Genomic DNA, 26898 nt, shown 5'->3' on the forward strand with positions numbered 1-26898 from the left:
GCTAAGATCTACCTAGCAATGATTGTCAATTTATGAAAAAGATTCTTCTGCTACTCGTTGTCGCTCACATTAGCCTTGCCCAAAAAACGGGTATTCAATTTAAGCCGACTCCAGTAGAAAAAGTATTTCAGGATGCCCGTAGAGCTGGCAAGCCTGTATTCCTCGAAATTTACTCGCCTACCTGTCATGTATGTCAGAGTTTTATGCCAACCCTGGCCGATGGGCGGGTAGGGAAGTTTTATAACGACAAGTTCGTTAATACTAAACTGGATATAGACCAGCCATCAACGAAGGCTTTTCTGGAAAAAAACCGATTGTTTGTACCGTCGTTGCCCCTGTTTCTGTATTTCGATCCACAGCAGAATCTGATTCACTTTGCCATGAGCAATAATTCGACGGATGAAGTCATTCGTCATGGCACCAACGCGCTGAATACGTCGGTTCGCAGTCAGAACATGAAGTCGCGTTATCAGCAGGGCGAACGGTCGACAAATTTCCTGATCGACTATGCCATGTTTGGTCGTATTACGCGAGACACAGTGGTGAATATGGCAGCCATGAACGATTATGCCCGTCAGCAATCGCCCGCAACGTTTACGAATCAAACAAACTGGCTGGCATTACAGAAGCTCGTTCTGGATTTCGAAAACCCCATGTTTCAATACATGCTGGGGCATTTGGATGCCTATCGGAAAGCCTATGGTGCCGAGCCAACCCAGAAAGTGGCCGAAAATATTCTGATGTCGTCGCTCTATAGTGGGCGAGGTGCACAATTCCCGGTGGCTAAAATTCTACAAATCCGTCAGGATCTAATAAAAATCGGTATTGATCCAAGAGTTGCCGCCAACCGTACACTGCTTCCAGAAGTAAACGCCTATTTCCGGGCCCGGCAAACCAACAAAGCCGTTGATCGGATGGATAATCAAGTCGCTTCTAATCAACTGACTGTACTGGAATATCTGTACATTTCACGACTCTTTAACCGGGCCAGTCCTGATGCTAACGATGCACCAACGGTTGTGAAATGGGTAAATAAGGCCCTTGCACTAAAACCAACGCCAAAAGAACAGGCCGATCTGTATTTTGAACAGGCCGAAGCCTACCGCCGTGGTGGTAAAAGTGCAGATGCTCAGAAAGCCGCCCAGAAATCGATGGAACTGGCCCAGACGAGCCGGCTGGACACTCGTCGGAATGTTGAGCAGATGGCGAAACTTAAATAAACCTTAGCTGTCAGTCTTCAGTAAGCAATTCTCACAGGCAGTGTACTCTTGAACACTGCCTGCTTATTTTTGGTAGACTGGTTTGGTAAACGGGGGCTGGAGGAGAAGGTGAAACGAATTTTCGTCGCCCAGAGAAACAGCCCGGCGCAGATCACTTTCGGCCTGCGGTAGCTGCCGAACCTGAATTCGGGCTAAAGCCCGCCAACGGTAGGCATCGGGTTGTTCATCGCGGAAATGCCAGACCGCTTTATCAAATTCGCGGAATGCGTCGTTAAACTGGTCAATTTTATAGTAGGCAATCCCCCGGTCTAAATAGCACTCAGCCAGCGTATTATCACGGCTGATGGCCTGCGTTAGATCATAGATAGCTGAATAGTAGTTCTCCTGAATGAGCTGACATTTTCCCCGATACGCGTAGGCAATCGCTGATTTTGGGTATTGGCGAACAGCCTCATCGAAGTAGCGATGAGCTTCGGTAATTTTTCGATTACTGACCTGCTCAATCCCTTTCCGGAACCGATTCCGATCTTTATCAGACGGTGTGTCGTGATCCACAAGATAATAGCGAATGGTCAAATACACCACAAAAAACAGACACAACAGCGCGACTTCCATAACACAGTCTGGTTTTTCACATCCCTGCGAAATTACAACTTTTAGCCCTCACAGGGCAAGCCAATCGGTCAGTTTAATTGGTCCCGAATGGCCTTTGGTAAACTCTTTCTGACCAATTCGTAAGAATGATCAATCCACACCTGTACTTCACTACTACGAACACTACCATCAATCGTGACGGTGTTCCAGTGCGTTTTGTTCATGTGATAACCTGGGACCACAGCCGGATATTCTTCCCGTAACTGGACTGCCCGCTCAGGGTCACACTTTAAATTGATTGTTGTTGGGCGACTCTCGGTATCGACCAGCGCAAATATTTTGCCGCCTACTTTAAACACCAGTGTTGTTTCGCCAAACGGAAACGATTCTGTAACGCCAGCTTTCGCCAGACAGTAGTCGCGTAGGGTTTCAATGTTCATCGGACGCAGTGACGAACGGTGTAAACGATCACCGCAAACAAAAACATGACAATAGAAATCCGGTTGATGCCGTGCATCATACGCAGATTGACACTTGTCGGATGAGCTGGGTCGGGTTTGCGGAATACCCGAAGGAAATAAGAGAAAACAGGCCCTATTTTTAAATAATCAAGAAAACGATTCATAAAGAGTAACGGGCGGGTTTAAATTGATGGCACAGGGGTTTAAAAACCTACCCTGGTTGGCTAACAAAAATTATCGATTGTTTAGTCAAAATGTTTCAACTTTTTCGGGCTCAATCCAGCGACTGTCTTCCCGGATCAGGTCAATAAGCTCATCGACAGCACGATCGGCTGGGACAGATTTTTTAATCACCTGCTGACCACGGTAAAGCGCAATCTTATCGCGACCGATCCCAACGTAACCATAGTCGGCATCAGCCATTTCGCCGGGGCCGTTTACAATACAGCCCATAATCCCAATCTTCACCCCTTTGAGGTGGTCGGTGCGTTGGCGAATGTGGGCCGTTGTTTCCTGCAAATCGAACAAGGTTCGTCCGCACGATGGACAGGAGATGTATTCGGTTTTGGTGATGCGTGTGCGGGCTGCCTGCAAAATGCCGAAAGCCAGATTATTCAATCGTTTTAACTCGTCGGTTGTTGCCGCCCCTGGAGTTAGCAGAATGCCATCGCCGAGCCCATCAATCAGCAAGCCACCAACGTCAGTAGCGGCATAGAGCGGAATATCTTCTTCCGGAACTGTGGGGTAACCCCGCTGAATAATTACTGGTGTAGTAACCGGAACCCCAGATTGCGCCTGATTGATCAGCTCAACAACCAACCGACGTAATTCGGGCATCGCGTGGGCATTCTCGGTTGCAATGATCAGAACAACCGTTTTGTCAGTGCGTAATGCAGTCAATAACTCAGCGGATAAATCGGCCAGCGTAATACGCACAAAATTTAACCGGCTATGGAGCTTTACGGCCTGGGCAGCAGACAGATAATCAGCCGCATTCAGCAACGGGAATATATTGACCTGATCTGAACTTGTCTGCCAAACGGCGAAGTCCTGAATTTCTTTCAAGCCGTTGGGCAGCATAAACTGCGCCGGATTCGACCCAGTATAAATGTAATCAGCTCCGAGGTCGTTCATGCGCCACTTGTCGGGTACGGGCAAATAGAAATGACCGATTGGATGGAGGCTGTCATGGTCTGTAACGGGTGTCTGGCTAAAATCGGCAATAACCCGCGGTACGTTTTGCCCGCCAAAATTGCCGACTTCGTGGGATAATCGGCGAGTATACTGGAAGGGATTGATCGGGTAGTTCGTGATTGCTGGAATAGGAGCACTTTCGGCGGCCCTGTTTGTATACCGGTCAATCAGCGCCTGTGCCACCGGAGCTTCGCGTTCTGGCTCCTCTGTCAACGATACGCGGACGGTGTCACCAATGCCATCTTCGAGCAATGTGCCAATGCCAAGTGCCGATTTAATTCGACCATCTTCGGCCTCACCAGCTTCCGTAACGCCGAGGTGCAGGGGATACGGTTTTAGCCCTTCTTCGTCCAATCGCTGTACCAGCAGCCGATAAGCCTGTACCATCACCTGTGGATTACTCGACTTCATCGACAAGACGATATTGTAATAATTTTCAGCTTCGCAGATCCGCAGGAATTCCAGCGCCGATTCAACCATGCCAACCGGCGTATCGCCATAGCGACTCAGAATCCGGTCAGACAGCGAGCCGTGGTTCGTCCCGATACGCATGGCCGTCCCGTATTCTTTACAGATACGAACCAGCGGAAGGAATTTAGCCCGAATCCGCTCCAGTTCGGCAGCATAAGCTGCGTCGGTATAGTCAATGAACTCGAATCGTTTGCGGTCGGCGTAGTTGCCCGGATTGATGCGGACTTTTTCCACAATCCGGGCTGCTAACTCAGCTGCATTAGGAGTAAAGTGGATGTCGGCTATCAGGGGCGTTGTATAGCCCCGCGCCCGCAGCTCCTGACGAATAGTGGCGAGGTTCTGCGCTTCCTTCACACTGGGAGCAGTGATTCGAATGTACTCGCAACCAGCCTCGATCATACGAATACTCTGCTCAACGGAGCCTTTGGTATCCATTGTATCCACCGTAGTCATCGATTGAACCCGGATTGGGTAGTCCGATCCCAATGGTACATCGCCAATGGTTACCGTACTGGTTTTTCGACGAGAGTATTGGGTTAATGACGGTGTATAAAGAACGGGTGAACCGGATTGTTCCGGCGTACCGGCTGAAGCAGAAATAGTAGGAGTAAGCAGCGAATCGAGCATACAGATGGCGGCAAAGCCGTTTGACACAGACGTTTGTCGGGGACAAAGGTACGGAAAAGGAGTCTTCCAATCAGCCGTCTGTTTTGTTTAGAAAACGCCAGCATTATCGTAAATGTTCGCTTAATGAAGACTTTACGCCTATTGTTTTCTAACTGACAATGAGGGCTGTTGAGTAAAATTTAATAAACATTAAAACAAAATAGCCTAATAGAGGCTCATAAGGCTATTTTTGAAAAGTAGGGTCAATTGCAGGGTCTATGGATACACTATTCTTCCCTAATTTTCACACTTACGTTGGGTGGCGCAATAATGTAAACAACCGGCTTTTCGTCGGTCAGTTCTTTTAAGAAGACATTGCCTTCCCCCGTAAGTATATAATTGGCATTAATAGATGGGTAAGCCTTAATGATGGCTGCCAAGTGGGTATCTTTTATAGATTTTACCCGGCGATCTTCACTCAAAAAATTATACAGAGTACTCATAGGCACTTCAGACTTTCGGGCAACCTCCTCCACAGAAAGGCTTAATCGCTCGAAAGTCTCAACCAGCCGGTCCCTGATCCCGGAATCATATAGCATAGTCACTTCGCATATCGCTTCCATAATTGGCAATAATTTTCCAGAACTAAAAATATTTTATGCAAAAGTGAGAATTTGTTTGCAGAACTGGAAATATATTCTCACTTTTGATGCATAAAATTTCCAGTTCTGCAAATGATGGCGCATTTGGACGTAGAAAAGGTCAAGTCTGTTCGCATTAATACATGGGAACGGTTAGCAGGTATTTACTACCTCTTTGATGGGGATGAGATCGTCTATATTGGACAAACTACCAATTTGTATGCCCGAATTGGTATGCATCACAATAAGCGATTTGATTCCTTCTCACTAATCAATTGTTTGAGAGAGGACCGCAATAGGTTTGAACGAGAAGCGATCTATGCTTTTTGTCCGCGGTATAATAGAGGTTCTCATAACACTCCCCTTGACTTAATCGAAGAACATAAGCTTTGCTCGGTTTTATGTCTTCCCGCCAATCAGGTTAAGAGGGCTTTAGCCGAGTCCTTTTTGAAAACTTACCTGTTCGATAATTCACCTCATTTCAATAAGGATGAGGCTTACGAATGGGCTACCCGTCAATTTCGCTTATCCCGTACAATTTTAAGTTAAATCAGATCACAATCAGGTAATCAAATCTAACGCCATGAAACGAGCACTCATTTTATTTATCCTATCGGCTGTTTTCTGCCAACTCACAATCTCTAATATTCAAAACAAAAGGCCGCTGGTTAGCTCGGTGCTTCTGGGTTACGTTGATGTACCTGCCCAAATACCGGCTCGGATTAAAGTACCAGCCGGTTGTAGCTACAAAATCGGGCAACGGGTTATGTGTAAGCCCTATTACACGCTTTCCAGTGAGAAAATGCAAAACCTGTACACTCCCGATCCGAAAGGTGGGTTTCCGATTGTCATCACCGGAATAGCCAGAGACTAAGAGTCATGACGACAGCTGAGCTCGACGCCCTTCCATCAGGAACGATCATCTATTTACCAACCGACTGGGAAGTACAAACATGGTTGCTTGATGGTCGTGTAAAGAACCGAGACTACTATACGCTCACACACCCGCCGGACGATGATGGTATAATCAGCAACAAGAGGCCGGTCTACCTTCATGCTTTGGACTTACTCATTGCAACTCAAACTGAGCTCGAAGCCTGGAAGATTGTACTTGAAGGGTTAGAGAAACGTCGCTTATGGGTCTGTAAGAAAATAGTAACACTATGAAAGCTGATCAATTCTCGCTGCCCTACTTGCAGCGACCCTGTCCGAAAGGTGTGGTACCAGAAGTCTGGAAGGCTTTCGCTGAATGTGCTGATTGTAGCAGTTCGGAACGTGCTGGAAAATGGCTGGCCTACCTGGAAGTGCATCGTAAGTACTACGATAAAGACGGGAATCGGCTCCCTGTGCAAACCGAGCAACTCAAAATCTTCTAACACCATGAATGATATCACTTTTTTCAAAAATTCGGATGCCATCACTATTAGCGATGTGGCCCCCAAAACCTCAGCAATGATCATTCAGCTGGAGGTCATTACGCCCCAAATTGCTCAGCAGATTCTACTTGGCAATACGGACAATCGGCCGACCAAACCGAAACACGTCAAATTTCTTGCCGATCAAATGCGGGCTGGAGCCTGGCAGGTAACCGGGGATCCGGTGAAGATTTCCAGTACTGGCCGGCTCCTCGATGGACAACACCGACTCATGGCGATCGTCGAGAGTGGTACAACACAAAACGTGTATGTTGCTCGGGATTGCGAAGAGGAAATATTTTCAGTACTGGATACAGGCCGGGCGCGAAGTGCAGGAGACGTGCTTGCCACAGCTGGCAAAAAGAATTCGAATAACCTGGCTGCTACAGCGAAGCTGCTCTTTTTATTTGAAAAGGGAACGTTGTCTACTATGGGGCAAAAGCAGAAAATAGCCACGCATCAGACGTTACTCCAGTACGTCAATAGCCATGATTTGGATCCATCCGTTTTGCAAGCTGCTATGTACTATGGCCGTTGCCGCCTTCTGAATTTCCCCGAATGGGCAGTACTGCATTATTTGCTTGAGCAGAAAGAGCCGCAGCGGGGCCATGCTTTTTTAACCCAGATCATGACTGGGCTTAACCTGACAGAAGGGCATCCGGTTTATCTGTTACGGAATAGATTGCAGCAGGCCCGTGATGGCCGCTTCAACTTTACAGCCGTCGAGCGACTGGCCCTCACCATTAAAGCATGGAATGCCTTGCGGGAAGGAAAAACGATTGGGCAATTGGTGTGGCGAATGAGTGAAGGCTTTCCCCGAATTGTATGAAAACCTTCGACATCAACGGGCAGACCTTCACGGAGGGCGATGAGTTTATCATTGAAACTCCTGAATTAGGGAAAATGCAGGTTATCGCACAATGGCAGGACTTCAAAAGAGGTTCCGTTGTGATGCTGGATCTGGGCTTGGTATTAACCCCTATCGGTTGCCAGGGCAAACTATCGTTTTATACCAACGGCGATGGCTACCATACATTCCAGCTGGTATATGTATGCCGCTGCGGCTACAACGTACATAATCATGCATTGGCCTGGCGCGATCTGACGATCGAGGGGAATGCAATCAAGACTTCTAAACTCGGTACCTGGTTTAACCAGCCCCATAATCACGCTTTGGCAGCGGAATTTGAGCATCTCAAACCTAAGCCTAAATCAGCTCAATTGCCTGAGCCAATAACAGGCAGACACGGTCAATTTCAACTCTTTTAATATGGACTTCTTTAAACAACTCGATGCCCTGGACTTACAGGGTGATTTGAAAATCGTTGTTACCAAAAACAGCGATAAACTGATTGTCAGCGTGATGCTGAATAATCCAAAATGTGGCGATAAAGCCGCTAATGCCATTTTACCACTAATTCTGAAAGGCACAGCCGAGGAGTTAGACAAAGGCTTTTTTGACAACATAGCAGCTCCCATTCGTGAAACATCGAGCCTATTAGTCAATATGGAAGACCACCTTAAAAGCGTGGCCACTGCTAAAGAGCAAGCCGCCATGAATAAGGATAAGAAGTCAGAAGCCAAAGAAGTAATTCCACCAGCCCCCGTAGACATGAAACAGCTCCAGTTTGATCAGGCTATGAGTAAGGTTGACGAACTGGCAAAGGCTAAAAAATACCGCGATGCCATTAGCAAGCTACCCTTAGTCGCTGACTATCCTGAAAAAGTTGATCTGATCGATGCCAAGCGAAAAGAAATCAATGGCCTCGCCTTACAGGGTACCATGTTCGATACATCAACCGTAGAAACCGCTTAATATGTTAGTCGTAAACCAACTTGAGCGCAAGTTTAGCTACTCCGTCAAAGGCCAGAACGTTACCCTGCCTGATCCTGACCGCAGTATGAGTCCTGAAGCTGTGATGAATTTCTACAGCAACACCTACCCCGAATTAATCTCCGCTAAGATTACCGGGCCTGAGATCAAGAACGATGCGATGCTGTATTCATTCGGCACGGCCGTCATGGGAACCAAAGGTTAATCATTATCCAATGCCCAAAAAGAAAATCGTACGTACACTCGAATCGGGTGTACGTACCCTACCTAAGCCTGAGTATCGCGTATGCCAGCTACACAACAACGTCGGCGAGTTGTTGACCGACATCTACCAACTACCCGACGCGGCCACAGTGCTAAGCCAGCGCCTGCGAAGCTGCCCGATCGAGTCACTGCCGATGCTTTTCTAAGGGTTAGTTTTAGTCCGATTGTCCTGGAGCAACGGACCAACCGCCCGGAAGATGAAAAGCGTACGCCCGAAGCCGTACAAGCTGAGTTTTTCCAATCGCTCAGCTATCTGGCCACGACGTATGGATTCACGCCAACGACTGAAGTGGATACCTTACCATACCCACTCAATATCGGCCACGTTTTAACAATAACCCGCCAGCAATTCAACCCATTAGAACCCGACGCCCGGCTGATCATCATCAAAGATGATAAACACCTGGCGACGCTGGCAACGGTAAAAGATAAAGAAGCCGAATGGGGACTTTATTACGTACCGGTTCGCCCGCTTTACTATCTGATTCAAAGGCGCACTAAAAGCCCCCGTACGGAACTCATCTGTTGCATATACGCCTACCTATACCAAGTCGCAAAAATTCCCTACTGTACCGATGATCAGGGCAGTTATGTCAGCTCAGAATATGATTACATCCGGGAGCGTGAACAGGAATGGAGCGATTATGAGCTCGCCGATATGGAGGCGGAAAAGGACGCAGGTGCCAACTATATTAAGGAGATCAATGGGAAATTGATCAAATGCCTGAAGCGGTTTAATAAGCAGCGACACCTCGAAAAATTCGCTCGTCTCAGCGAGACGTTCCAGCCTATTTGTGAAGACGATCACACCCTATTGCAGGTAGCCCGGCGTTTTCTCGAACTCTACGAAACGTTTCCCGAGCATAGTTTTGAGTTGGCTCAGGTTTACAATTACAATCAGGATGTAAGTGAAGAAGAGGAATATCAAATAAGTATTGATCGCCGGGTTTCATTTATCTGGGCTGAGAACGACCTGGTCTATCAATATATCATCGAAAATTTTGATGCTGAGTTTTCGTCTGGATCAGAGGAAGGGCCTTATGCCTGTTCCGTTTTATATGATAAATCGTATGCAACAAAAGACGAGCTACTAAACAGCGAAATGTTCATGAGTCACCTGCTAAGTAGCATGGCTGAATTTATCACCTACATCAGTAAACTCGACGATGCAGAATATAACAAGCGACTTTCAACAATATTACCAACCGAAGACAGCTCTACTGATCTATCGGCACACATCAAAGCTTAATGATGTTTACGTCGAATCGTTCGAGATCGATCAGACCACTGGCCAACCGATCAACGCACACCCACTTAGCATTGAGGAGGCCGCAAAGCTAGGCCGTCAATTGAACTCGGCTCAGGAAAAGCATATGGGGTTTCTGGTACCCGATGGCTTGATGCCCGAAACCGTACTGTATGTTAATCCTCGTAGCGAAGGGTTGGCGATCTGGTACACCCCACCCATGAAGCGAAAACTGTTTTTCTCAAAACACTTAGAGATTAAAGATGGCCCCGCTTATGTGCCGGCATTACTGTGGAAAGCGACGAAGTCCCAGTTGTACATTTTCGCGCTTAAATCGAAAAAACGCCCAACGGTCAGCACACCGCTCTATCATGCCCCCCTGTTCAACACAGCCGCTAACGGGCTGGTATGCATTGGCGATGTAACAATCCCCTCACTGGAAACCGCTTCATTAGGTCGATTCATGCAAGCCTGGCAGGATTTCTTTTTCAATTCCAAGTTTTCGCATCTCAACGGCTTGCTACCGGTATCGGTAGACCCAAAAGAGCTATGGAACGAGCTAATTAAAACGGGTAAACCGTTCCCGAACGAATTACTGCTCACTAGCAAAACCACCCTTAAATCGATCTTACCATGACACGCGTACACTTCACCGCTACCTATTTCATGGAGCCACAAAACCCGATAACCGTTCAGCTCATCGGTGCCGGTGGTACCGGATCGCAAGTACTTACGGCCCTTGGCAAGATGAATCATGCGATGGTCGCGCTGGGTCATCCAGGCCTGCACGTAACGGTCTGGGACAACGATACCGTAAGCACGGCTAATTTAGGCCGACAATTGTTTGCTCAGGCTGAAGTGGGATTAGCGAAGAGCGTAGCCCTGATCAATCGTGTTAATCGGTTTTTCGGCACGAACTGGAAAGCGCAGAATCGGCGGTACGATCGTGCCGATCATTACCTGGCTGGTGTGAACGGAACGGCGAACATTATTATCAGCTGCGTTGATACGGTTTCAGCCCGGTTCGAGATTGCCGACATCCTAAAAGGGTTGAACATGAAGGATCAGCAACGGGACCGACCCTATTACTGGCTCGACTTCGGTAATAGTCAAAAAACCGGTCAGGTAATTCTTTCTACGATCGGTAAAGTCAAGCAGCCAGAATCAATGAAGTATAGCCCAGTTGATCAATTACCTCTTATTACGGAGGAATGGGGGGATGCACTACGACAAAGCGAAGTTGAAGACAACACGCCCAGCTGCTCGCTCGCTGAAGCACTCGAAAAGCAGGATTTATTTATTAATTCGACGCTGGCCAACATGGGGAGTGCTCTACTCTGGAGCCTGTTCCGGAATGGTATGACTGAGAACAGAGGTTTTTTTCTGAACCTGAGTGATTTTAGAACACAGCCTGTAAAAGTATGACACAAGCCTATCCCCTTCAGTGGCCAGCCAGTTACCCACGTACTGGCTATAGAAAGCCCTCACGATTTGGCCGATCGCTGGCCGACTCACGCGATGATTTACTGGAGCAGATTCGCAGGCTCGGCGGAACACAGGTTGTTATTTCCTCGAACGCCAAATTGAGAAATGATGGATTGCCCTACTCAAAACAACCGGCAGTCAATGATCCAGGTGTTGCGGTCTATTTTTTATATGAAGGTGAGCAGGTCGTATTTGCCTGCGATAAATGGCTAGATATCGGTGATAACATTCGTGCCTTGGGGCTGGCCATCGAAGCCATTAGAGGTTTAGAGCGATGGGGAGTAAGCCAGATGCTAAAGCGTACTTTTACAGGTTTTAAAGCACTCGCTGAACCCGCGACCCATAAAGAGGAATGGTGGAGCGTGCTCGAAGTGCCTGAGTCCGCCAGCCCGGATGAGATCCGGAAAGCCTATATTAAATTGGCTCAGCGGCATCATCCTGATAAAGGTGGAAAAGCCGATCAGTTTCAGAAAATTCAAAATGCCTATGAAGTCGCTAAGTTCTTCAATGGCATGAACTAAGAAATTAGTGGTGTAAACCACTATGGTGTGGATAGTAAGGAACGCCCGGCGTCACTTGATGCCGGGCGTTTTTGTCCCCTTTTGACAGGTAGTACGTCTAAATGAACTAAGAGTATATTTTAAGTAGATTAATCAAAATGCCCGGTTCACTTTGAGACCGGGCATTTTTGTATGTGCAGAAGACTACGTTCATGCACATATACTATTTTATCTTTGCGTACTCACTATGCGCAAAGCATCCCTACCACCACCCACTGTCGATGAACTCGAACGTCAAGTCCGAGAATTCGATTTTGCTCTATACCTATTTACGGGAAAAAACTTCCATTTACGGGCAGCCCGGCAGCAGCAGCAACAGCAATTCGATCAGCTGCAAAACCTGGTTAATACAGCCCAAAACCTCGGCATTCTGCCTGAGTAATCCTACTTATCGACCGTATCTATGATTTTTTACTGATATATAGATTTTATCTATATTTTTGAAACAAGTAATCAAATCTGTCGATGCCCACCGTCCATAAAGTCAAGTTCCCCAAAGCCGGGGTTCAGGCCAATGCGCCCAATCAGGGCCGCACGGAAGCCAATCGGGATATCTATGGCTCCTCCCGTTGGAAAAAGACCTCCAAAAATCATTTACGGGACCATCCTTTCTGCATTCGCTGTGCTGCTAAAGGCAAGCAAACGCTGGCCACCGTGACCGACCACATTGTCCCTATTAATCAGAATGGTGAACCGTGGAATTCGGACAACCATCAGGGGCTTTGCCTGAAGTGTCACCAGAAAAAATCAGCCAGGGAGCGTCATCTAGCGAAGCAGCCATGAAGAAAATCAGTACGCTGTTTAAAAAAGACCCGTCTGATCTGAGTCGGGTTATTGCTGAAGTGGATCCAGAGAATGCCTGGGCATTGACATCAGGTATGGCCTACCGTAAGTTTGACGGTACCGCCTGCGCTATCATCGATGGGGAATTATATAAGCGCTATGATGCCAAGCACGGCAAGCCTGCACCCATCGGCGGTATACCCTGTCAGGATCCTGACCCTATTACTGGTCACTGGCCGCACTGGGTTCGCTGCGACCCGAATGACCCTGCTGATCAATACTTCTGGGAAGGCTGGTTGAATCTGGGAGACGGAAATCGCCATTATGGCACGTATGAACTGTGTGGGCCCAAGGTTAAGCGCAATCCTGAAGGTTTTACTACACACTTTCTAATTCCACATGAAGCCTGGCCATTAGTGTTGACTTACTCACAGCGAACCTTTGAGTTTATCCAGGCTTTTCTTTTCGTTCTACAAGTTGAGGGTATTGTGTTCCATCATCCCGACGGTCGAATGTGTAAGATCCGGAAAACGGACTTTGGCTTTAAACGGGAAGCAGCAGCCCTATGACACCTAAAACTATTTCCCTGGTTCAGTTCTATCTCGACCTGGTTGTCGATCCTGTTTTCATTCGGGCTTACATCAGTGGTCTGGTACCCACAATCAACACGATGGTTGCTGATTTTACCCCGGAAGGCGAGCCTGTAAATGTAGATGCATTTGTCAGGCAGCTAACACCAGAGGGAAACCAAAGCTTTCGGCGGGCTCTAAACCTACGCTTGCCCGATATCGTCGTTGAAGCCATGCAGCAGACAATTCGTCAAAAAGAGCAGACCCAAGCTCAACAATGTCAATTAATTAAGTCAAACCTACCGTAACCAATGAAAAAAGTACTCCTATTGCTGGCAGTTATTCTATTTGTTGCCAGCTGCAAAAGCAAAATCACGCCCATAGGTCTGGTCACCACGGGCAATCCTGGCCAACATGCGTATTTATTGCTTGAAGTCGATGGCTGCAAGGTCTATCGGTTTGAGGATGGAAACCGCGACGTTTATTTCACGACGTGTAAAGGTCAGGTTAGTTACAAGTATACGACTCGGTCCGGCAAGACCAGCATTACTCACCATGTGGATTCGTTAACCGAGGAGCTCCCATCGACCCATGAATAACCTTACAAAGTTGATGGAATTGCAGGACTTGGAAGCTCGCATCAAAACCCTGTCTGATGCAGCACTTGAAGCCCTAAACGGCTTGATCATCGGTATTCTGAATGCAGAGGATGATACCGACTTTATTCTATTGGGCATTCGGAAGGTAATCTTCGAAATGATTGGTGAGGTCGACGTAGCCAAGCTGCCGCAGCTGCAAACGGTCATCTTACAGGAGATGGGCAATCGGAAGGAATTGACCAGTTCCCAGGCGTTTATCTACGTTAAAGCCTTTGGTAGTTGGGACTTTGTTAAAATCTCAGATGAACCAGAGTTAACCCGGCTCATCAATTTGTTTTCGAAGATCTTACGACGCCTGAAGGAAAAGCAATCATGAAGATCACCTACTATTACAAGGATACGAAGATGACAGTCGACCAGGATGGCGATTACAATAATGCTGAACTGGGCGAGTTGATTCGCCGAATGAATGAGGAGCCAGAAACAATCATCGTGGTTTACAACGACAATCACAATAACGTCTATGAAGGGCCATTAAGCGGTATGCTGAACTGGGCAAAGAGGAGACTATTTGGCTTAAACGAAAACTAACCTACCGTAACAATATGAGTCATACCACCGACCCAACTGATCCGCGACTAGGTCGTGGCGTTGATCAGGAGCCAACCGCACAGCATGATGTGTATTTGGTCTTATCCGAAGAAGAGCGGGCACAGGGTTTTGTTCGACCTGTGCGACGAACCTATGTACACAGTAAATGTGGAGTCGCTACGACTATGAGCCAAGCTATTGCCGAAACATACGCTCGCAATCCTAAATTCTACGGCGCTACTTACTGCTGCGGCTGTATCAAGCATCTCCCCGTTGGTGAGTTCGTTTGGGATGGAACCGATCAACTAGTAGGCTCATGAAAGCAGGGATCGTTGCTGATGATTATAAAGTGCCTCTCTTTCGGGCTGAGCTTGAAAAGGCCGGTTTTACGTTTGAAGTAACACACTATTCGAAACTACAGCAATTGTCACTCATCAAAGTAGAGACAACCGAACGCCGACTCAAGGAGATTGAACTGATTACCAAGCGTGTTGAGATCAACGCCAAACGTTCTAACTAACCGTAACATGTCTAACCCCCTCCCAATGCCCAAAGAGGTGCCGCTGCTGCATGATCTAGTCAACGACTATCTGCGCTATAAAACGAACGGGTTTCCTGAAACAGCCAATCGTGTGCTGGCTCTACTCAAGCAGACTATTGATGATATCATTGAGCACCCTGAGAACTTCATCGTCATGCCGTTGTCTATCGAAATTAAAGCAGAGGTTTCAGGTAGCGAACTTAAGAGTCGTATTATAGATGGTATGCCTGAACGAGTAAGAGTTGATACCAGTAGAGCCGAATAGCCATGACGATCGAAGCTCACTATAAACCATTAGCCACTCATGATTAGTATTCATTATAAAGGTATTGCCCTTACAGTACCATCGCCCTCGCAGCCTAGCACGAATGGCATTCTTTCAATGGTCAAGTGCTTACTCGATATAGTTGATGAGCGAACGAAGAATAGTAAGGTTGATCCTGACGAAGGAATAGTGCAGCCAGAAGGCCAGAAGCAGGACGAAACCAAGAAGGGGGAGGGGCACTAAAAATGTTAAAAATTTCATGTGTCTTGCGACCGCTGCTTACCCCGAAAAAAGCGCGCGTCATAATTCACAGTTTTTTGGGCTTGTGGTCCGTCAGTTAAGTGGCTGATTTTTATAGTGAGTAACCCACCGTATCAACTTGAAAATAATTGCCATTAATTCACCGTAACAACTCGTATGAATACTGTCAAAACTGGAACCATTGATGATCTGATTCCGGATCAGAAAAATGCCAATAAGGGCCGGGAGTTCGGCCAGCACCTTCTGGAAAAATCACTTCGTGAACTCGGTACCGGTCGCTCCATTCTGACCGATAAGCATGGCAATGTGATAGCGGGCAATAAGACTCTCGAAACAGCAGCAGCCATCGGCCTGAATGACGTGATCATTGTTCCCTCGGACGGTACCAAACTGATCGTCGTGCAACGGACTGATCTGGACATCGACAGCAAGCAGGGCCGGGAGCTGGCGATCGCCGACAATAAAGTCAGCCAGGCCAATCTGGAGTTTGACGAGAATGTGCTGCAAGAATTGGGCGATGAGTACAGTATCGATCTGGATGCCTGGGGTTTCTCCAGCTTCGACGATGAGGAAGAACAAGCCGAAAAAGAAGAGAAGGCCCCCAAGGAAGATGATAAAATCACCTTTCAGCTGAGCACCTTCCAACAAGCTGAACTCAAGAAAGCGCTGGCCACTGCCAAATTGGAAGCTGAACTCGATTCAGTCAAGGAAACCGATGGTGAAGCCCTGATGGTCCTGGTCAAGGAATTTCTCAAACGTCGTAGCTAATGCCTCCCGGACGACCTGCCAAACCTACGGCCGTCAAAGTGCTGGAAGGTACTTATCGACCTGACCGGGCGCTTTCCAACGAAGTGCAGCCCGATTTGCTTGCCCAAATTCCGGAACCGCCCGAAGGCCTGGGCGAATGGGGTGTTCGGGAGTGGCATGTCGTCTGCCGGTGGCTTCATGATACTGGCAATCTGGCTGCCACGGATTTATCGTTAATCGCTGCTTACTGCAACGAAGTATCGAACTATTGGGAGTATGATGCACAGGTAAAATCAAAAGGTGCGGTGGTGGCCATCAAAAACAAAGACGGCCTGGTTGTTCGAGTGCAGAAGAATCCATTTACAGCCTTGCGCAAAGATTCGCTCGATGCAGCCCTAAAGCTGGCCACCCAGTTCGGTTTTACCCCGTCGGCTCGGACACGTCTGACCATGGGAGCAATTCCTGATAAGCCTAAGTCTAAGATGGCCCAACTGATGAATCGTAAATAAGCATAATTTCCTACCGTAACAATGGAGTATAATGCGATTGCCTGGCAGTACGAAGAAGATATTCTATCGGGCCGGTTGACTGCGGGTCGTTTGCTGAAGCTGGCCATCAAACGGCAGCGTGACGATCTGGCTAATGGACACAAGCGAGGTATTTATTTCGATCATGACGCAGGCCAGCGCATGCTCGACTTTACCGACTGCGTCAACATTGGCCCCGAAAAACCACTACACCTCTTTCCGTTTCAGGTCTGGGAACTCTACGTTTTCTATGGCTGGAAGCGGGAAAACGGTTTACGTCGGTTTCGCCGGAAGTATAAGAGTTGTGCACGAGGATCGGGCAAAACGCCAATCGAATCCCTACAAATTCTCTATCACCTGACGGTTGAAGGGCTGACCAATGCAGAAGCCTACGTATCAGCGACGAAAGAAGCACAGGCAAAAATCGCCTTTGACGATGCCGTGCTGATGCTCAACTCGTCGCCTGATCTACAGGATTACCTTAGCTCGTCCGCTGAGCGCATTTTTAACCCGACTAGCAACGCCAAATTTGGCTTTCTGACTTCGAATCCGAAAACAGCCGACGGTACCCGGCCGAGTTACGCCGTCATCGACGAGTATCACGAGTTTGAAGACGATAAAATGCTCAACAAACTTACCTCGGGTCTGATCAAGAAGGATGAGCCGATCATGAGCATTGTAACGACGCGGGGCAGCCATAAGGAATGGCCCTGTTTTCAGGCTGAATTTAAGGTGTACATCCCCATTCTGGAGGCCTCGGTGCACAACGACTCGTTCTTTGTGGTGATTTACTCCCAGGATTCGGAAGATGAGATTGAAAAACCAGAAACCTGGATCAAATCGAACCCGATGCTCTGTAAAGGGGGCATTATCAAGCTGGAAACCCTCGTCGAAGAACGCGATGCGCAATATCTGAAGGGGGAAGAGGGTATTGTCAGCTTCAAAACACTGAATTTAAATTGGTGGTGCGATGCCCCCCAGGTGTTTATTCCTGATTCCATCTGGATCAAGTCCGGCAGCACGTTTGACCCGGCTATACTGGAGGGTCGGCAGGCCTGGGCAGGTCTGGATATGGGAGCCACCAACGATTTCTGTGCTTATTCGCTGTATTTCCCGCCAGTTGACTGGGCCCAGTACGATGAGGAGCTGACTGAAGAGCAGAAAGAAAAGCTGCTCTATATGCGGTCCCCTCTGAAAGTACCAGGCATTCACTACATGCTCTGGTGGTTCTGGATCCCCGACTTCAAATTTGACAAACGCATCGCTGATGGGCTTCACAATTTGCGCGACTGGCAGAAAGCGGGGCACATCACCGTTCTCGATGGCAACGTGATCGATCCGCGACAGATTGAGGAAACGGTTTTACCGTTAAAGCCGCTCTATGACATTCAGGGCATGGCCTACGACCGCTATAACGCGACCTCGACAGCCTTGACCATCCAGGAAAAAGGAGGTGTGCCGGCGCTGGAATTTCCCCAGACGATGCCCATGTTCGCCGAGCCTACCAAGGCTTTTCGGGACCTGGTGTTGCAGGAGCGCTTCAATCACGGCATGAACCCCATTGCCCAGTGGATGATGCGTAATGCCATCCCGATCGCTGACACTAACGGCAACATCAAAATCACCAAAGATCCCAAGCGAGCTCCTGATAAAGTGGATGGTATTGTTTCGGGCATCATGGCCAAAGCCGCCTGGATGATGGATCGCAATGAGCAAACCAGCAATATCTATGATACGCGCGGCTTTCTAGAACTCTAACCCACTCATCAACCGATGCCACTCTTACCTACCCTTGAACAACAGTTTTTGACCCAGTTTTACGAGCCTGCAATGAAAAATCGTCAGCTGCGAACCATCAACGAACGGTTTGATTGGGCCAAAGAGCACTATGAGCAGCAGCATCGGCACCAACTGCCCTTTTCACTGGCCACGTTTAAGCGGGTGTTTTACAGCGTACGGTAGTCGAAAATTTACAGTAAAAAACAAAATAGATGGAAACCGTAGACTCAATTCTTGATCACGAACGCATTAAGAGAATTATTGCCATTGGCAATTTTGGTGGCATCGTTAGTGAGGATAAATACTATGTACATTACGACTTTGGGAACGTCAAAATATCCCTGCGACCTGAGCGCTTAGGGTTAGAGTTTTGGGTAACGACAAACGTCGCATGGGTTCCCGTTACTATGCCGCTGCCCGAAACGATGAATGCGTATGTTTCCAAAACCATGCGGTGGATATTCGGCAAGCTCTTGTCTGAGTATTTGCAACAGGCATCCTAATTAAATATTTACACATTTTCGTCTCATTTTGCGCTGATTTTCGTCTCATTTTGCGACGAAATCGCCAAACAAGTCGGCTACTTTTACATCACTGCCCAAAAAGCAGACCGTAACCGTAACTGTACTTGAATGTTTCTTTCTGAACTCGCCCGACTCAAGCCAGGTGAATTGGTGTGCTTATATTGCTGCACCTCATCGGCCAATATCTTCTACAAAGGCCCAGCAGAAGCCGATCGCAAACGCTATACGCCAACAGGCCCTGAACTCTCCTCCATTACCTATCAGTTGGAAGGCCGTTTTATTGGTCTGGAAACTGAGAATATTGACTATCTGGTGCTGGAGAGTCAGGGAGAAGCGGCCATTATTGGCCTTAAGCGGGGCCGTTTGTGCGTCATTGGCACCGAAACACGGCTCAAAACACAGCATATTCCGATTTCGGCTATCGTAACCGTTCGTCGCCATGGGTGAGCTCCCGACGCTTCCTTTGGACGAGCCAACCCGCAAAACGCTGGCTTTTTGCCTGCTTTTTCAGACCAGGCGCGGCTTTTTCCGGGTCTATGAGCAGCAACTGGCACTCATCTGGGGCTCTTCACGCAAAAAACGAGGCCTCAAATCGAAAGCCTATGAGCAGACAGAAGTCCTCTATGAGCAGTTTTTCCAGCGCGGTCGCTGCTTTCCCGATCGGGAAAATTTCTTCGATGCCTACAGCAAACGGGCTGGCGAAAAGGTAGTGAAAGTGAGATAACCCGCCGAGTAGCTATGTATCTCGCTGTCGGCCGCCCCCATATTCGTACCTCTTCATTTGTTTTTCCGGAGATTCTGGGTAGATGGCGGGTTTCGCAACACGGGCTTGGAATTTATTAACAGGGGCAGCTACAGCTGATAGCGCCCCTATGCCCGTTGCGTATAGTGGCGAGCGTTCAGCCGAATTGCCCGCCGAGGTCCGTTCGCTCGAAAATCCAGCGGTACCGCTCTCGCAGATGAGTTCCTGGGATGATTTAACAGGGCATGTATCAGGCGGCTCCCATGCGGGTGTCGTTGTGACTCCCGATTCAGCCTGGCGTGTATCGGCGGTTTACGCCTGTATCAATACCATCGCTTCCACCATTGCCACGATTCCCATTGGCGTCTTTAAGGAGACGAAGTTGGGACGTGATCTTGACCCCAAGGATCCTTTACAGCTTCTGTATGAATATGGCCCGGATGATTTTTTAAACTGGTCTGATTTCATGTATGTGCTGGTGGCTGCGGCTTTATCGCGCGGCAACGCCTATGCCTTGATTGAGCGGGATACGTACATGAAACCCCTGAGTATTCGGTTTCTGGAACCCGGCGAGTGTCAGCCGATCTATGTCAACATGGGTCGCCAGCGCTACCTCTACTACAATGTATTTGGTGAGATCGTCGATAAACGCGATATCATTCACATTCGCTGTCTGGGTACCAACGGCATCGAAGGCAAAAGCCCCATTGAGTTGTTTGCCAATGGCATTGGACTCTCGCTGGCGGCCGAAGAGTTCGGTGGGCGTTTCTTTGGACAGGGCGCTGGTGGCATGGGTGTGCTGGAAACGGGTAAAGTATTTAAAGAGCAGGCGACCGTCGACCGGCTTCGCAAGCAGTTTGCCGAGCGTCAGACCGGTCTCCAAAATGCGCATAAGCCCTTGATTCTGGAAGATGGCATGACCTATAAACAGGTCACCATCCCGCCTAACCATGCGCAGTTCATCGAGACCCGAAACTTTCAGGTCGAAGACATTGCCCGGATGTACAACGTGCCTCAGCACAAGATTGGCAAGCTGGACCGCTCGACGAATAATAACATCGAGCACCAGAGCAAAGAATTTATTACGGGCACCATCTTACCCTGGACCGTTCGGATTGGTCAGGAGTTTAAACGCAAATTGATTGCTGAAGCCGAAAAGCCATCCAAAGAGGTGGTCTGGGATTATGACTTCCTGCTACGGGGTGATTCGGTAGCGCAGGCAGCCCAGACGCAGGCTCTGTTCAATACGGGCTCCATTACCCAGAACGAGATTCGTCGACGCAACAACCTCAACCGGTTGGCGGGTCTGGATGATACGTTCGTGCAAATGAACATGCAGCGGGTCTTGCCGGGCTCCCACATGGGTGCGCCCGATCCGTCCTCAACTACTGAAACTACACCGTCGGCCGCGGACAAAACCAAGCCAGCTGCCGACACTAAACCATCTGCTGACGCATGAGCGAACAAGTAGCCACCGTCGAAGAACGGCTCTATAAAACCATTGTCACCGTCGAGGAACGGGCTGCTGCCGAGGGTGGTGGTAAATTCTTTATCGGTACCGGCATTGTGTTTAATCAGCCTTCCCGTCCGCTCTATGATCAGAAGCGGGGGATGTTTCAGGAAATTATTGAGCCGGGTGCCATTGATGCCGATACCGATCTGTCGGAAGTACTGGCCGTGTTCAATCACGACGAAAACCGGCTTCTGGGAGCTAATTACTCGGGTACGCTCACCTTCAAAACGACTGAGAAGGGCGTCGAGGTGCGTATTCTCAAGCCTGAAAATACGGTCGGCAATGACTGTGAAGTATGGGTCAACCGGGGCGATATCCGGGGCATGTCATTTAAGTTTTTTGTGGCCAAAGACCGCTGGGAAACCAAAGACAATGTCCTCTATCGGTACGTCGAGAAGATCTCCAAACTCATGGATCTGTCACTCGTCACTCGTGCCGCCTATCTACAAACGACGATCAATGTGGCCGCCACAACGCGGTCCTATACCGATGCTATGGATCAGCAGGCTGCCACTCGGGGGATGTATTTCCGCGAAAAACGGCAACTCAGTGAAAACGACCAGGCTTTTCTAACCGGCCTGGTGGCTCAGATGCAAACGCAGGTCGATTTCATTTCCACGGCCGTCTCGAAGCTGACCGATAGCAATGTCAAGCGCCTGGCAGCGGGTCGGTTAAGCGATTTGATCTACCAGCAGAGCTGGATCGAAGAAACGATCGCCGAACTAACCGAAGCCACGCTGGAAACGGCCGGTACTGAGACCGAGGAAGGCCGCAGTACTTCAGAAACCGGTGAAACGGCGATAGAAAAAACTATAACTGAAAATCCCGAGACGCGCTCCGTTGAGTCGTCCGAAGAAATCCATTCCGGGGAATCACAAGGGCACCCCCTGGAGTGGTATATAGCCAAAAATAATGCCCATCGTAACTCTTTATAACTATGTCAGTAGACAAACTGAAAGCCCTTCAGGAACAGAAAGGGCGTATTGTAGCGGAGCAGCGGTCGCTCATCGACAAAGCTGAAACGGAGAACAGCCGTGCTTTTTCTGCTGAGGAACGGTCTCAGTTTGACAGACACGACAGCGATATTGCTGATATCGATCGGAAAATCGCCCATTTTCAGCGCGAAGAAGCCGATCAGCGGGCGGTTGCGGAAACAGCCAACAAAGCGCAGGAAGAAAAACGCGCTCAAACCGATGAAAAATCGGCCGAAACGGCTCATAAACAGGCTTTCGATGCGTACCTGCGCTACGGGGTTGCCGATATGACCGAAGCTGAAAAACGGGCACTGGGTGGCTTTGTCAAAGCCGTTGAAGGCAATGGCGCTGAAACCCGCGCCCAGAGTTCAGGTTCGGGTGCCGCTGGCGGCTACACCGTACCCCGTGAGTTCAGCAATGAACTGGAAATTGCCCTGAAAGCCTACGGCGGCATGCTGGAACTAGGCCGCATCTGGGGCACCGGTACCGGGGCGACGGTGGATTGGCCAACCCTCGATGACACAGCGACGAAAGGTCGTTTGCTTTCCTCGGGTACCGATGCCACGACCGGTTCAACGGATCTTGGATTTGGCTCCAAAACACTGGGCGCTTACACCTACACCTCGGACGTGATCAAGGTCGATAACGCCCTGATTCAGGATTCAGCCTTCAATTTGGGCGCCCTGATCACGGAAGCCATGGGCATTCGGTTTGGCCGGATTCAGAACGATCACTACACCAAAGCCGACGGGACCAACAAACCGGAAGGGGTCATCATTAATGCGGGTGTCTTTAACACGGGTGTAGCCGGGACGGCTTTAACGGCTGACAATTTGTTGGATCTATTGCATTCGGTCAACCGGGCGTACCGTAAAAACGGTAAGTTCTCCTTCAACGATTTGACGCTGGCCGCTGTCCGTAAATTGAAAGACAGCCAGGGCCGCTACATCTGGCAGATGGGTGACATTCAGAAAGGAACACCCGAAAATCTGTGGGGATATACGTACGTGATTAACGATGATCTGGCTGATATAGGCCTCAGTGCGAAGTCGGTCGGTTTCGGCGATTTCAGCAAATACATCATCCGTAATGTAGCTTCTCCGCTGATTATCCGGTTGACTGAGCGTTTTGCTGAATTCAACCAGACGGCCTATGTCGGCTTTATGCGGACGGATGCCAAGCTGATCAACCAGGGGGCCGTTAAGTTCCTCCAGCACGCAGCCAGCTAAGCGCCCGGTATGGTAACGATAGAAATCCTGGCATCCTGTTCGGGTATCAACTTTAGCTATTTCCCTGGTGAAGTAGTTGACGTCGAGCCCGAGCAGGCTGCTGACCTGATCAAACACCAACTGGCCCTGCCGGTGGAACCGAAAAAGCCTGAAACGGCCGCTGTTGTACCGACTGGCCAACTGGCCAAACGGACGCCGGCCGGTCAAACTGCCACCGTCAAACCCAACGCCGAAACGCGCAGACGCTAATGCTCACCGCCCGCCTGAAAAAACCCGCTGTTCCTTTCGAGCCATGCATCGACGGCGCTACAGCCTGCGACTGGATTCGGATCGATCGGGACAGTGTGGCTGATAAAGGGCAGGCGGTCAGTCTGGTGCAAGCAGCGATGGACTGGGCGGAAAGCTTCTGCAAGCAGCCCCTGTTCGCCCGCGATTACTATGGTTATGGGGATGATTTCTGCCCGGCGCAACTGCACAGTTTAAATGTGCAGACGGTTTCGGCCATTCACTACCAACAGGATACCGCGGACTGGGTCGAGTTACCCCCAACGGCTTACCGCTGGCATGAAACGGGTGAGATTCAGTTTTTACCAGTGGCCTGTCAGATTCGGGGAGTTACCCGCATTCGGGTGAGCTACCGGGCTGGCTACGAGTCGACCGAACTGCCGGCTGATATTCTGCAGGTGGTGCGGCTGCTCATTGGGCGCTGGTATGACAACCGGGCCGATGATCGCAAACAATGGCGTTCGCATGCCGAATGGATCATGGACAAGTACGTTTTACCGATTTTATAAGCATGGCAAAAGCACTGCAAGCGGGCGATCTGGACTGCAAACTGAGCCTGTTCACCCTGGATACCCATAAAAACGGCAAAGGCGAATCGATTGGCCAATCCGAAAGTCCCTTCGTTCAGAACCTCTCCTGCCGCAAACGCGAACGGGGTGGTGTGGAAACGGGTGGTGATGGATCGGGAAGCCCGGCTGCGTCGCGCGAAACCGCCTACGGGCTGGTTGACTTCGATATTCGCTACCGTATGGATTTGTTGCCGACCATGATTCTTTACTGCGAAGGGATTCAGTATGATATCCTCAACATCCATGCAATGGCTGGAACGCGCCGGCAGTGGTTAACGATCGAAACCCAGAAACATGACTGATGAGGGGCAGCATCGACACGCGCGAGCTGTTTGTGCTCGATCGAAAACTGGCCCGAACGGGCCGTGTGGTCGATGCCCGATTCATGGGCCGAACGATGCGGGTGGCCGTCAAACCGATGCTCGACATTGCCAAACGGGAAGTGCCCATCGGTCAACGGCTGTTTCGAAGCCAGAAGGTTCGCCGGCTTAAATCGGGCAAAACCAAACGGGACGGCACCTATGACAAGGGCGGAGCCACCAAACGAAGCCTGCGGATCCTGGTGGTACCGGGTAGTCAGGGCGAGGTCGTTCGGGTTCTGGTCGGAGCCAGCAAAAAACGAGGGTATGCCGGTTGGCGGACACACCTGATCACCCGACCGAATATCCACCGCCGGGGCGTCGACGACTTTCTGTCCAGAGCCGAATCGCAGGGAGGCGCACTGGCCGAAGCGAGCCTGACCACAGCCCTGCATGCTGAAGTAGAAAAAGAGCTAGTAAAATAATGGACGCAAAAATTGGCGAAGCCCTCTACGATCTGCTCAATACGCAGATTGACCTGGAATCCCTCCATGAAGGGCGGGTGACACCCGTCACCTTTGCGCAGGCTGACAGCTTTTCGGCGCTCTATTACAATACCAAAGGGCTTAAAAAACTGGCCTGTCGGACACCTGACCAGACCAAACAGGGCCTGCTGGAAATCGGCCTGGTCGCCAAAAACTCCATCGAGCTTGAAACGCTGGCCGATACAGTCAATGATGTACTCGATGGCTACGAAGGCGTTCACCTGGGCTACCAGATCAGTCTGGAGATCAACGACGATGATTTCGACGAGACCGACCCGGACATAGGGGCTTTTTACAAAAGACAATTTTTCGATTTAACCGTAACCAAACTGTAACGCAATGGCACCTCCTGTAGCACGGACCAAAACACTGGTCAAAGGCAAAGAGATTATTGTGCTCATCAAAAAGCCAGCGGGAGCTGATTATATCCTGTTTGGCTGCATGACCGCTGCTGACCTGGATTCACCGGGGGCTGAAGTGGAAGAGACCGCCTGCCGGTCGGGTACTGAAAAAAGCCCGTCGGGCGATATCGCCGTACCGACACTGTCGATCGAACACATCGTGCGTCACTATGCGACCGGCGATCAGGCAACCAACGTTTCTGACGACGAAGTCCAGCAGTGGAACGATACCGCTCAGATTATCGACCTCAAGTATTCAGTCGGTGATAAAATCGGCGATCCGGTTTATACGGGTCAGGGCTTCTTTAACGGCTTTTCCCGCAAAGGCCCCCAGAAAGGCGATGCCACGGGCGGAGCCACGTTTAATTTCCTGACGATGCCCACCCGGAGCCTGATCGTCGCTCCGTAATTCCGGTTAAAACCTACTAAAGCTTAACGGTTTTAGTAGGTTTTAACCAAGTTCATTACCCTAATCGTACCTACCGTCTTTATGAAACCAATTGAACAAGCCAACGGCGAATTCGTCGCCGAAGTCAATGGCAAAGCCCGCACGTTTAAGTTCGGCATGCTGGCCGCCAAACTCGTCGAAAAGCAAGGCGAAGGTGTCTCGGGCAACTATGAGATGATGGGCCTCACCCTCTGGGCCGGTCTGATGTGTCGCTTTGAACAGAACGATCTGCCGGCCGTATTTACCATCGACACCATGCTTGACTGGATGGACACGATGAGTGACGAGGATCTGGCCCAAGCGCTGGTGATCTCCAAAACGGCATTCGAGCGAATCCCAAACGTAAACAGTCTGGTAGAAAAACTACTCGGGCAGCTGCCAGACGGAAGCCCCGTTACACTGACTGGGAGTCCCTCCAGGAAACAGCTTACGAAGTAGGCCTGCGGCCAGGCGAATTCTGGGAGATAACCCCCGCCGAATTTGACCGAATGGTTGCCGGTTACGTGCGTCGCATTAACAAAGAGGGCGTGTATTTCCGCGAACTCTACGCACTACTCTATAACATCAACCGGGGCGAGAAAGCCCCGGCTATCGAAGGGATTGATGTGATGCGGCTACCTGGCGAGAAAAAGCCGCGAGCTGCTGCACAGCCCAAACTCAAAAAACGAACCGAGGCCGAATGGGCTGAACTGGTGAGTCGAATCGCTAAATCTTAA

General features: G+C 49.5%; 46 protein-coding genes. 41 read left to right on the forward strand and 5 right to left on the reverse strand.

What is annotated here, in order from left to right; translation table 11 throughout:
• The first annotated feature begins 32 nt into the window (after nucleotides 1–32).
• A complete protein-coding gene (locus GJR95_RS31215; protein WP_162389589.1) occupies nucleotides 33–1220 on the forward strand; it encodes a thioredoxin family protein in 1188 nt (395 codons plus the stop codon).
• A gap of 63 nt (nucleotides 1221–1283) precedes the next feature.
• Here GJR95_RS31215 and GJR95_RS31220 read toward each other — a convergent pair whose 3' ends face one another.
• From GJR95_RS31220 to GJR95_RS31240, 5 genes are all read right to left on the reverse strand, one after another.
• The gene (locus GJR95_RS31220) at nucleotides 1284–1868 is read right to left on the reverse strand and encodes a tetratricopeptide repeat protein (RefSeq protein WP_317167097.1); all 585 of its coding nucleotides are present in this window, start codon (nucleotides 1866–1868) and stop codon (nucleotides 1284–1286) included.
• A 35-nt stretch (nucleotides 1869–1903) separates the two neighbouring features.
• Nucleotides 1904–2254: an MmcQ/YjbR family DNA-binding protein gene (locus GJR95_RS31225; protein ID WP_162389591.1), complete on the reverse strand. Its 351-nt coding sequence runs from the start codon at nucleotides 2252–2254 to the stop codon at nucleotides 1904–1906.
• Nucleotides 2251–2439: a DUF6728 family protein gene (locus GJR95_RS31230; RefSeq protein WP_162389592.1), complete on the reverse strand. Its 189-nt coding sequence runs from the start codon at nucleotides 2437–2439 to the stop codon at nucleotides 2251–2253. The genes GJR95_RS31225 and GJR95_RS31230 overlap by 4 nt, the downstream gene beginning before the upstream one ends.
• Nucleotides 2440–2524: 85 nt before the next feature.
• Nucleotides 2525–4567, reverse strand: coding sequence for a (E)-4-hydroxy-3-methylbut-2-enyl-diphosphate synthase (ispG, locus tag GJR95_RS31235; protein WP_162391934.1), 2043 nt, complete (start codon nucleotides 4565–4567; stop codon nucleotides 2525–2527).
• A 266-nt stretch (nucleotides 4568–4833) separates the two neighbouring features.
• A complete protein-coding gene (locus tag GJR95_RS31240; protein ID WP_162389593.1) occupies nucleotides 4834–5169 on the reverse strand; it encodes a hypothetical protein in 336 nt (111 codons plus the stop codon).
• Nucleotides 5170–5770: 601 nt separating this feature from the next.
• On the opposite strand from GJR95_RS31240, the gene GJR95_RS31245 reads away from it, so the two are divergent.
• The 40 genes from GJR95_RS31245 to GJR95_RS42330 all read left to right on the forward strand — a co-directional run bounded on the left by GJR95_RS31245 (nucleotide 5771) and on the right by GJR95_RS42330 (nucleotide 26898).
• On the forward strand, nucleotides 5771–6061 hold the full coding sequence (locus GJR95_RS31245; protein ID WP_162389594.1) for a hypothetical protein: 291 nt from the start codon (nucleotides 5771–5773) through the stop codon (nucleotides 6059–6061).
• A 5-nt stretch (nucleotides 6062–6066) separates the two neighbouring features.
• Nucleotides 6067–6354: a hypothetical protein gene (locus GJR95_RS31250; protein ID WP_162389595.1), complete on the forward strand. Its 288-nt coding sequence runs from the start codon at nucleotides 6067–6069 to the stop codon at nucleotides 6352–6354.
• Entirely contained in the window at nucleotides 6351–6563 is a 213-nt protein-coding gene (locus GJR95_RS31255; protein WP_162389596.1) for a hypothetical protein, read from the forward strand. Before GJR95_RS31250 ends, GJR95_RS31255 begins: the two co-directional genes overlap by 4 nt.
• Before the next feature lie 4 nt (nucleotides 6564–6567).
• The gene (locus tag GJR95_RS31260; RefSeq protein WP_162389597.1) at nucleotides 6568–7431 is read left to right on the forward strand and encodes a hypothetical protein; all 864 of its coding nucleotides are present in this window, start codon (nucleotides 6568–6570) and stop codon (nucleotides 7429–7431) included.
• Nucleotides 7428–7871 (forward strand): hypothetical protein, encoded by a 444-nt coding sequence (locus GJR95_RS31265; RefSeq protein WP_162389598.1) that lies wholly within the window; start codon nucleotides 7428–7430, stop codon nucleotides 7869–7871. Before GJR95_RS31260 ends, GJR95_RS31265 begins: the two co-directional genes overlap by 4 nt.
• Nucleotide 7872: 1 nt before the next feature.
• Nucleotides 7873–8418, forward strand: a complete 546-nt coding sequence (locus tag GJR95_RS31270; protein ID WP_162389599.1) for a PRTRC system protein E — start codon at nucleotides 7873–7875, stop codon at nucleotides 8416–8418.
• Between the two features lies 1 nt (nucleotide 8419).
• The gene (locus tag GJR95_RS31275) at nucleotides 8420–8641 is read left to right on the forward strand and encodes a PRTRC system protein C (protein WP_162389600.1); all 222 of its coding nucleotides are present in this window, start codon (nucleotides 8420–8422) and stop codon (nucleotides 8639–8641) included.
• An 81-nt stretch (nucleotides 8642–8722) separates the two neighbouring features.
• Nucleotides 8723–9949 (forward strand): hypothetical protein, encoded by a 1227-nt coding sequence (locus tag GJR95_RS31280; protein ID WP_162389601.1) that lies wholly within the window; start codon nucleotides 8723–8725, stop codon nucleotides 9947–9949.
• Nucleotides 9867–10583, forward strand: coding sequence for a PRTRC system protein B (locus GJR95_RS31285; protein ID WP_162389602.1), 717 nt, complete (start codon nucleotides 9867–9869; stop codon nucleotides 10581–10583). Before GJR95_RS31280 ends, GJR95_RS31285 begins: the two co-directional genes overlap by 83 nt.
• Nucleotides 10580–11371, forward strand: a complete 792-nt coding sequence (locus tag GJR95_RS31290; protein WP_198424757.1) for a PRTRC system ThiF family protein — start codon at nucleotides 10580–10582, stop codon at nucleotides 11369–11371. The genes GJR95_RS31285 and GJR95_RS31290 overlap by 4 nt, the downstream gene beginning before the upstream one ends.
• Complete coding sequence (locus GJR95_RS42325; RefSeq protein WP_162389603.1) at nucleotides 11368–11952, forward strand: J domain-containing protein; 585 nt, start codon at nucleotides 11368–11370, stop codon at nucleotides 11950–11952. The genes GJR95_RS31290 and GJR95_RS42325 overlap by 4 nt, the downstream gene beginning before the upstream one ends.
• Before the next feature lie 226 nt (nucleotides 11953–12178).
• Nucleotides 12179–12373 carry a hypothetical protein gene (locus GJR95_RS31300; protein ID WP_162389604.1) on the forward strand — a complete coding sequence of 65 codons (195 nt, stop codon included), beginning with the start codon at nucleotides 12179–12181 and terminating at the stop codon, nucleotides 12371–12373.
• Nucleotides 12374–12456: 83 nt separating this feature from the next.
• Complete coding sequence (locus GJR95_RS31305; RefSeq protein WP_162389605.1) at nucleotides 12457–12774, forward strand: HNH endonuclease; 318 nt, start codon at nucleotides 12457–12459, stop codon at nucleotides 12772–12774.
• Complete coding sequence (locus tag GJR95_RS31310; protein ID WP_162389606.1) at nucleotides 12771–13343, forward strand: hypothetical protein; 573 nt, start codon at nucleotides 12771–12773, stop codon at nucleotides 13341–13343. The genes GJR95_RS31305 and GJR95_RS31310 overlap by 4 nt, the downstream gene beginning before the upstream one ends.
• Nucleotides 13340–13651 (forward strand): hypothetical protein, encoded by a 312-nt coding sequence (locus GJR95_RS31315; RefSeq protein ID WP_162389607.1) that lies wholly within the window; start codon nucleotides 13340–13342, stop codon nucleotides 13649–13651. The genes GJR95_RS31310 and GJR95_RS31315 overlap by 4 nt, the downstream gene beginning before the upstream one ends.
• A 3-nt stretch (nucleotides 13652–13654) precedes the next feature.
• Nucleotides 13655–13942, forward strand: coding sequence for a DUF4884 domain-containing protein (locus GJR95_RS31320; RefSeq protein ID WP_162389608.1), 288 nt, complete (start codon nucleotides 13655–13657; stop codon nucleotides 13940–13942).
• Nucleotides 13935–14318, forward strand: coding sequence for a hypothetical protein (locus GJR95_RS31325; protein WP_162389609.1), 384 nt, complete (start codon nucleotides 13935–13937; stop codon nucleotides 14316–14318). The genes GJR95_RS31320 and GJR95_RS31325 overlap by 8 nt, the downstream gene beginning before the upstream one ends.
• Nucleotides 14315–14533 carry a hypothetical protein gene (locus tag GJR95_RS31330; RefSeq protein ID WP_162389610.1) on the forward strand — a complete coding sequence of 73 codons (219 nt, stop codon included), beginning with the start codon at nucleotides 14315–14317 and terminating at the stop codon, nucleotides 14531–14533. The genes GJR95_RS31325 and GJR95_RS31330 overlap by 4 nt, the downstream gene beginning before the upstream one ends.
• Nucleotides 14534–14547: 14 nt before the next feature.
• Entirely contained in the window at nucleotides 14548–14853 is a 306-nt protein-coding gene (locus GJR95_RS31335; RefSeq protein WP_162389611.1) for a hypothetical protein, read from the forward strand.
• Nucleotides 14850–15053 carry a hypothetical protein gene (locus tag GJR95_RS31340; RefSeq protein WP_162389612.1) on the forward strand — a complete coding sequence of 68 codons (204 nt, stop codon included), beginning with the start codon at nucleotides 14850–14852 and terminating at the stop codon, nucleotides 15051–15053. The genes GJR95_RS31335 and GJR95_RS31340 overlap by 4 nt, the downstream gene beginning before the upstream one ends.
• A gap of 7 nt (nucleotides 15054–15060) precedes the next feature.
• Entirely contained in the window at nucleotides 15061–15339 is a 279-nt protein-coding gene (locus tag GJR95_RS31345) for a hypothetical protein (RefSeq protein WP_162389613.1), read from the forward strand.
• A 39-nt stretch (nucleotides 15340–15378) separates the two neighbouring features.
• A complete protein-coding gene (locus tag GJR95_RS31350; protein ID WP_162389614.1) occupies nucleotides 15379–15582 on the forward strand; it encodes a hypothetical protein in 204 nt (67 codons plus the stop codon).
• A gap of 174 nt (nucleotides 15583–15756) precedes the next feature.
• On the forward strand, nucleotides 15757–16368 hold the full coding sequence (locus GJR95_RS31355; RefSeq protein ID WP_162389615.1) for a ParB N-terminal domain-containing protein: 612 nt from the start codon (nucleotides 15757–15759) through the stop codon (nucleotides 16366–16368).
• A complete protein-coding gene (locus GJR95_RS31360) occupies nucleotides 16368–16856 on the forward strand; it encodes a phage terminase small subunit P27 family (RefSeq protein WP_162389616.1) in 489 nt (162 codons plus the stop codon). The genes GJR95_RS31355 and GJR95_RS31360 overlap by 1 nt, the downstream gene beginning before the upstream one ends.
• Nucleotides 16857–16877: 21 nt before the next feature.
• Complete coding sequence (locus GJR95_RS31365) at nucleotides 16878–18632, forward strand: terminase large subunit (RefSeq protein ID WP_162389617.1); 1755 nt, start codon at nucleotides 16878–16880, stop codon at nucleotides 18630–18632.
• Between the two features lie 72 nt (nucleotides 18633–18704).
• Nucleotides 18705–18836 carry a hypothetical protein gene (locus GJR95_RS42610; protein ID WP_262889737.1) on the forward strand — a complete coding sequence of 44 codons (132 nt, stop codon included), beginning with the start codon at nucleotides 18705–18707 and terminating at the stop codon, nucleotides 18834–18836.
• A 29-nt stretch (nucleotides 18837–18865) separates the two neighbouring features.
• Nucleotides 18866–19156, forward strand: a complete 291-nt coding sequence (locus GJR95_RS31370) for a hypothetical protein (protein ID WP_162389618.1) — start codon at nucleotides 18866–18868, stop codon at nucleotides 19154–19156.
• Between the two features lie 129 nt (nucleotides 19157–19285).
• Entirely contained in the window at nucleotides 19286–19624 is a 339-nt protein-coding gene (locus GJR95_RS31375) for a hypothetical protein (RefSeq protein WP_162389619.1), read from the forward strand.
• The gene (locus GJR95_RS31380; RefSeq protein WP_162389620.1) at nucleotides 19617–19901 is read left to right on the forward strand and encodes a hypothetical protein; all 285 of its coding nucleotides are present in this window, start codon (nucleotides 19617–19619) and stop codon (nucleotides 19899–19901) included. Before GJR95_RS31375 ends, GJR95_RS31380 begins: the two co-directional genes overlap by 8 nt.
• A gap of 148 nt (nucleotides 19902–20049) precedes the next feature.
• On the forward strand, nucleotides 20050–21378 hold the full coding sequence (locus GJR95_RS31385; protein WP_162389621.1) for a phage portal protein: 1329 nt from the start codon (nucleotides 20050–20052) through the stop codon (nucleotides 21376–21378).
• Nucleotides 21375–22367, forward strand: a complete 993-nt coding sequence (locus GJR95_RS31390; RefSeq protein WP_162389622.1) for an HK97 family phage prohead protease — start codon at nucleotides 21375–21377, stop codon at nucleotides 22365–22367. Before GJR95_RS31385 ends, GJR95_RS31390 begins: the two co-directional genes overlap by 4 nt.
• Before the next feature lie 2 nt (nucleotides 22368–22369).
• Nucleotides 22370–23635 (forward strand): phage major capsid protein, encoded by a 1266-nt coding sequence (locus GJR95_RS31395; RefSeq protein ID WP_162389623.1) that lies wholly within the window; start codon nucleotides 22370–22372, stop codon nucleotides 23633–23635.
• A 9-nt stretch (nucleotides 23636–23644) separates the two neighbouring features.
• Entirely contained in the window at nucleotides 23645–23884 is a 240-nt protein-coding gene (locus tag GJR95_RS31400; RefSeq protein WP_162389624.1) for a hypothetical protein, read from the forward strand.
• On the forward strand, nucleotides 23884–24429 hold the full coding sequence (locus GJR95_RS31405; protein WP_162389625.1) for a phage gp6-like head-tail connector protein: 546 nt from the start codon (nucleotides 23884–23886) through the stop codon (nucleotides 24427–24429). The genes GJR95_RS31400 and GJR95_RS31405 overlap by 1 nt, the downstream gene beginning before the upstream one ends.
• Nucleotides 24430–24431: 2 nt before the next feature.
• Complete coding sequence (locus GJR95_RS31410; RefSeq protein WP_162389626.1) at nucleotides 24432–24791, forward strand: head-tail adaptor protein; 360 nt, start codon at nucleotides 24432–24434, stop codon at nucleotides 24789–24791.
• Nucleotides 24791–25273 (forward strand): hypothetical protein, encoded by a 483-nt coding sequence (locus tag GJR95_RS31415; RefSeq protein WP_162389627.1) that lies wholly within the window; start codon nucleotides 24791–24793, stop codon nucleotides 25271–25273. The genes GJR95_RS31410 and GJR95_RS31415 overlap by 1 nt, the downstream gene beginning before the upstream one ends.
• On the forward strand, nucleotides 25273–25668 hold the full coding sequence (locus tag GJR95_RS31420) for a hypothetical protein (RefSeq protein ID WP_162389628.1): 396 nt from the start codon (nucleotides 25273–25275) through the stop codon (nucleotides 25666–25668). Before GJR95_RS31415 ends, GJR95_RS31420 begins: the two co-directional genes overlap by 1 nt.
• A gap of 4 nt (nucleotides 25669–25672) precedes the next feature.
• On the forward strand, nucleotides 25673–26143 hold the full coding sequence (locus GJR95_RS31425; protein WP_162389629.1) for a hypothetical protein: 471 nt from the start codon (nucleotides 25673–25675) through the stop codon (nucleotides 26141–26143).
• Nucleotides 26144–26224: 81 nt separating this feature from the next.
• The gene (locus GJR95_RS31430; RefSeq protein WP_162389630.1) at nucleotides 26225–26620 is read left to right on the forward strand and encodes a hypothetical protein; all 396 of its coding nucleotides are present in this window, start codon (nucleotides 26225–26227) and stop codon (nucleotides 26618–26620) included.
• A 50-nt stretch (nucleotides 26621–26670) separates the two neighbouring features.
• Complete coding sequence (locus GJR95_RS42330; RefSeq protein WP_232540916.1) at nucleotides 26671–26898, forward strand: hypothetical protein; 228 nt, start codon at nucleotides 26671–26673, stop codon at nucleotides 26896–26898.

Source organism: Spirosoma endbachense, assembly GCF_010233585.1.
GTDB lineage: Bacteria > Bacteroidota > Bacteroidia > Cytophagales > Spirosomataceae > Spirosoma > Spirosoma endbachense.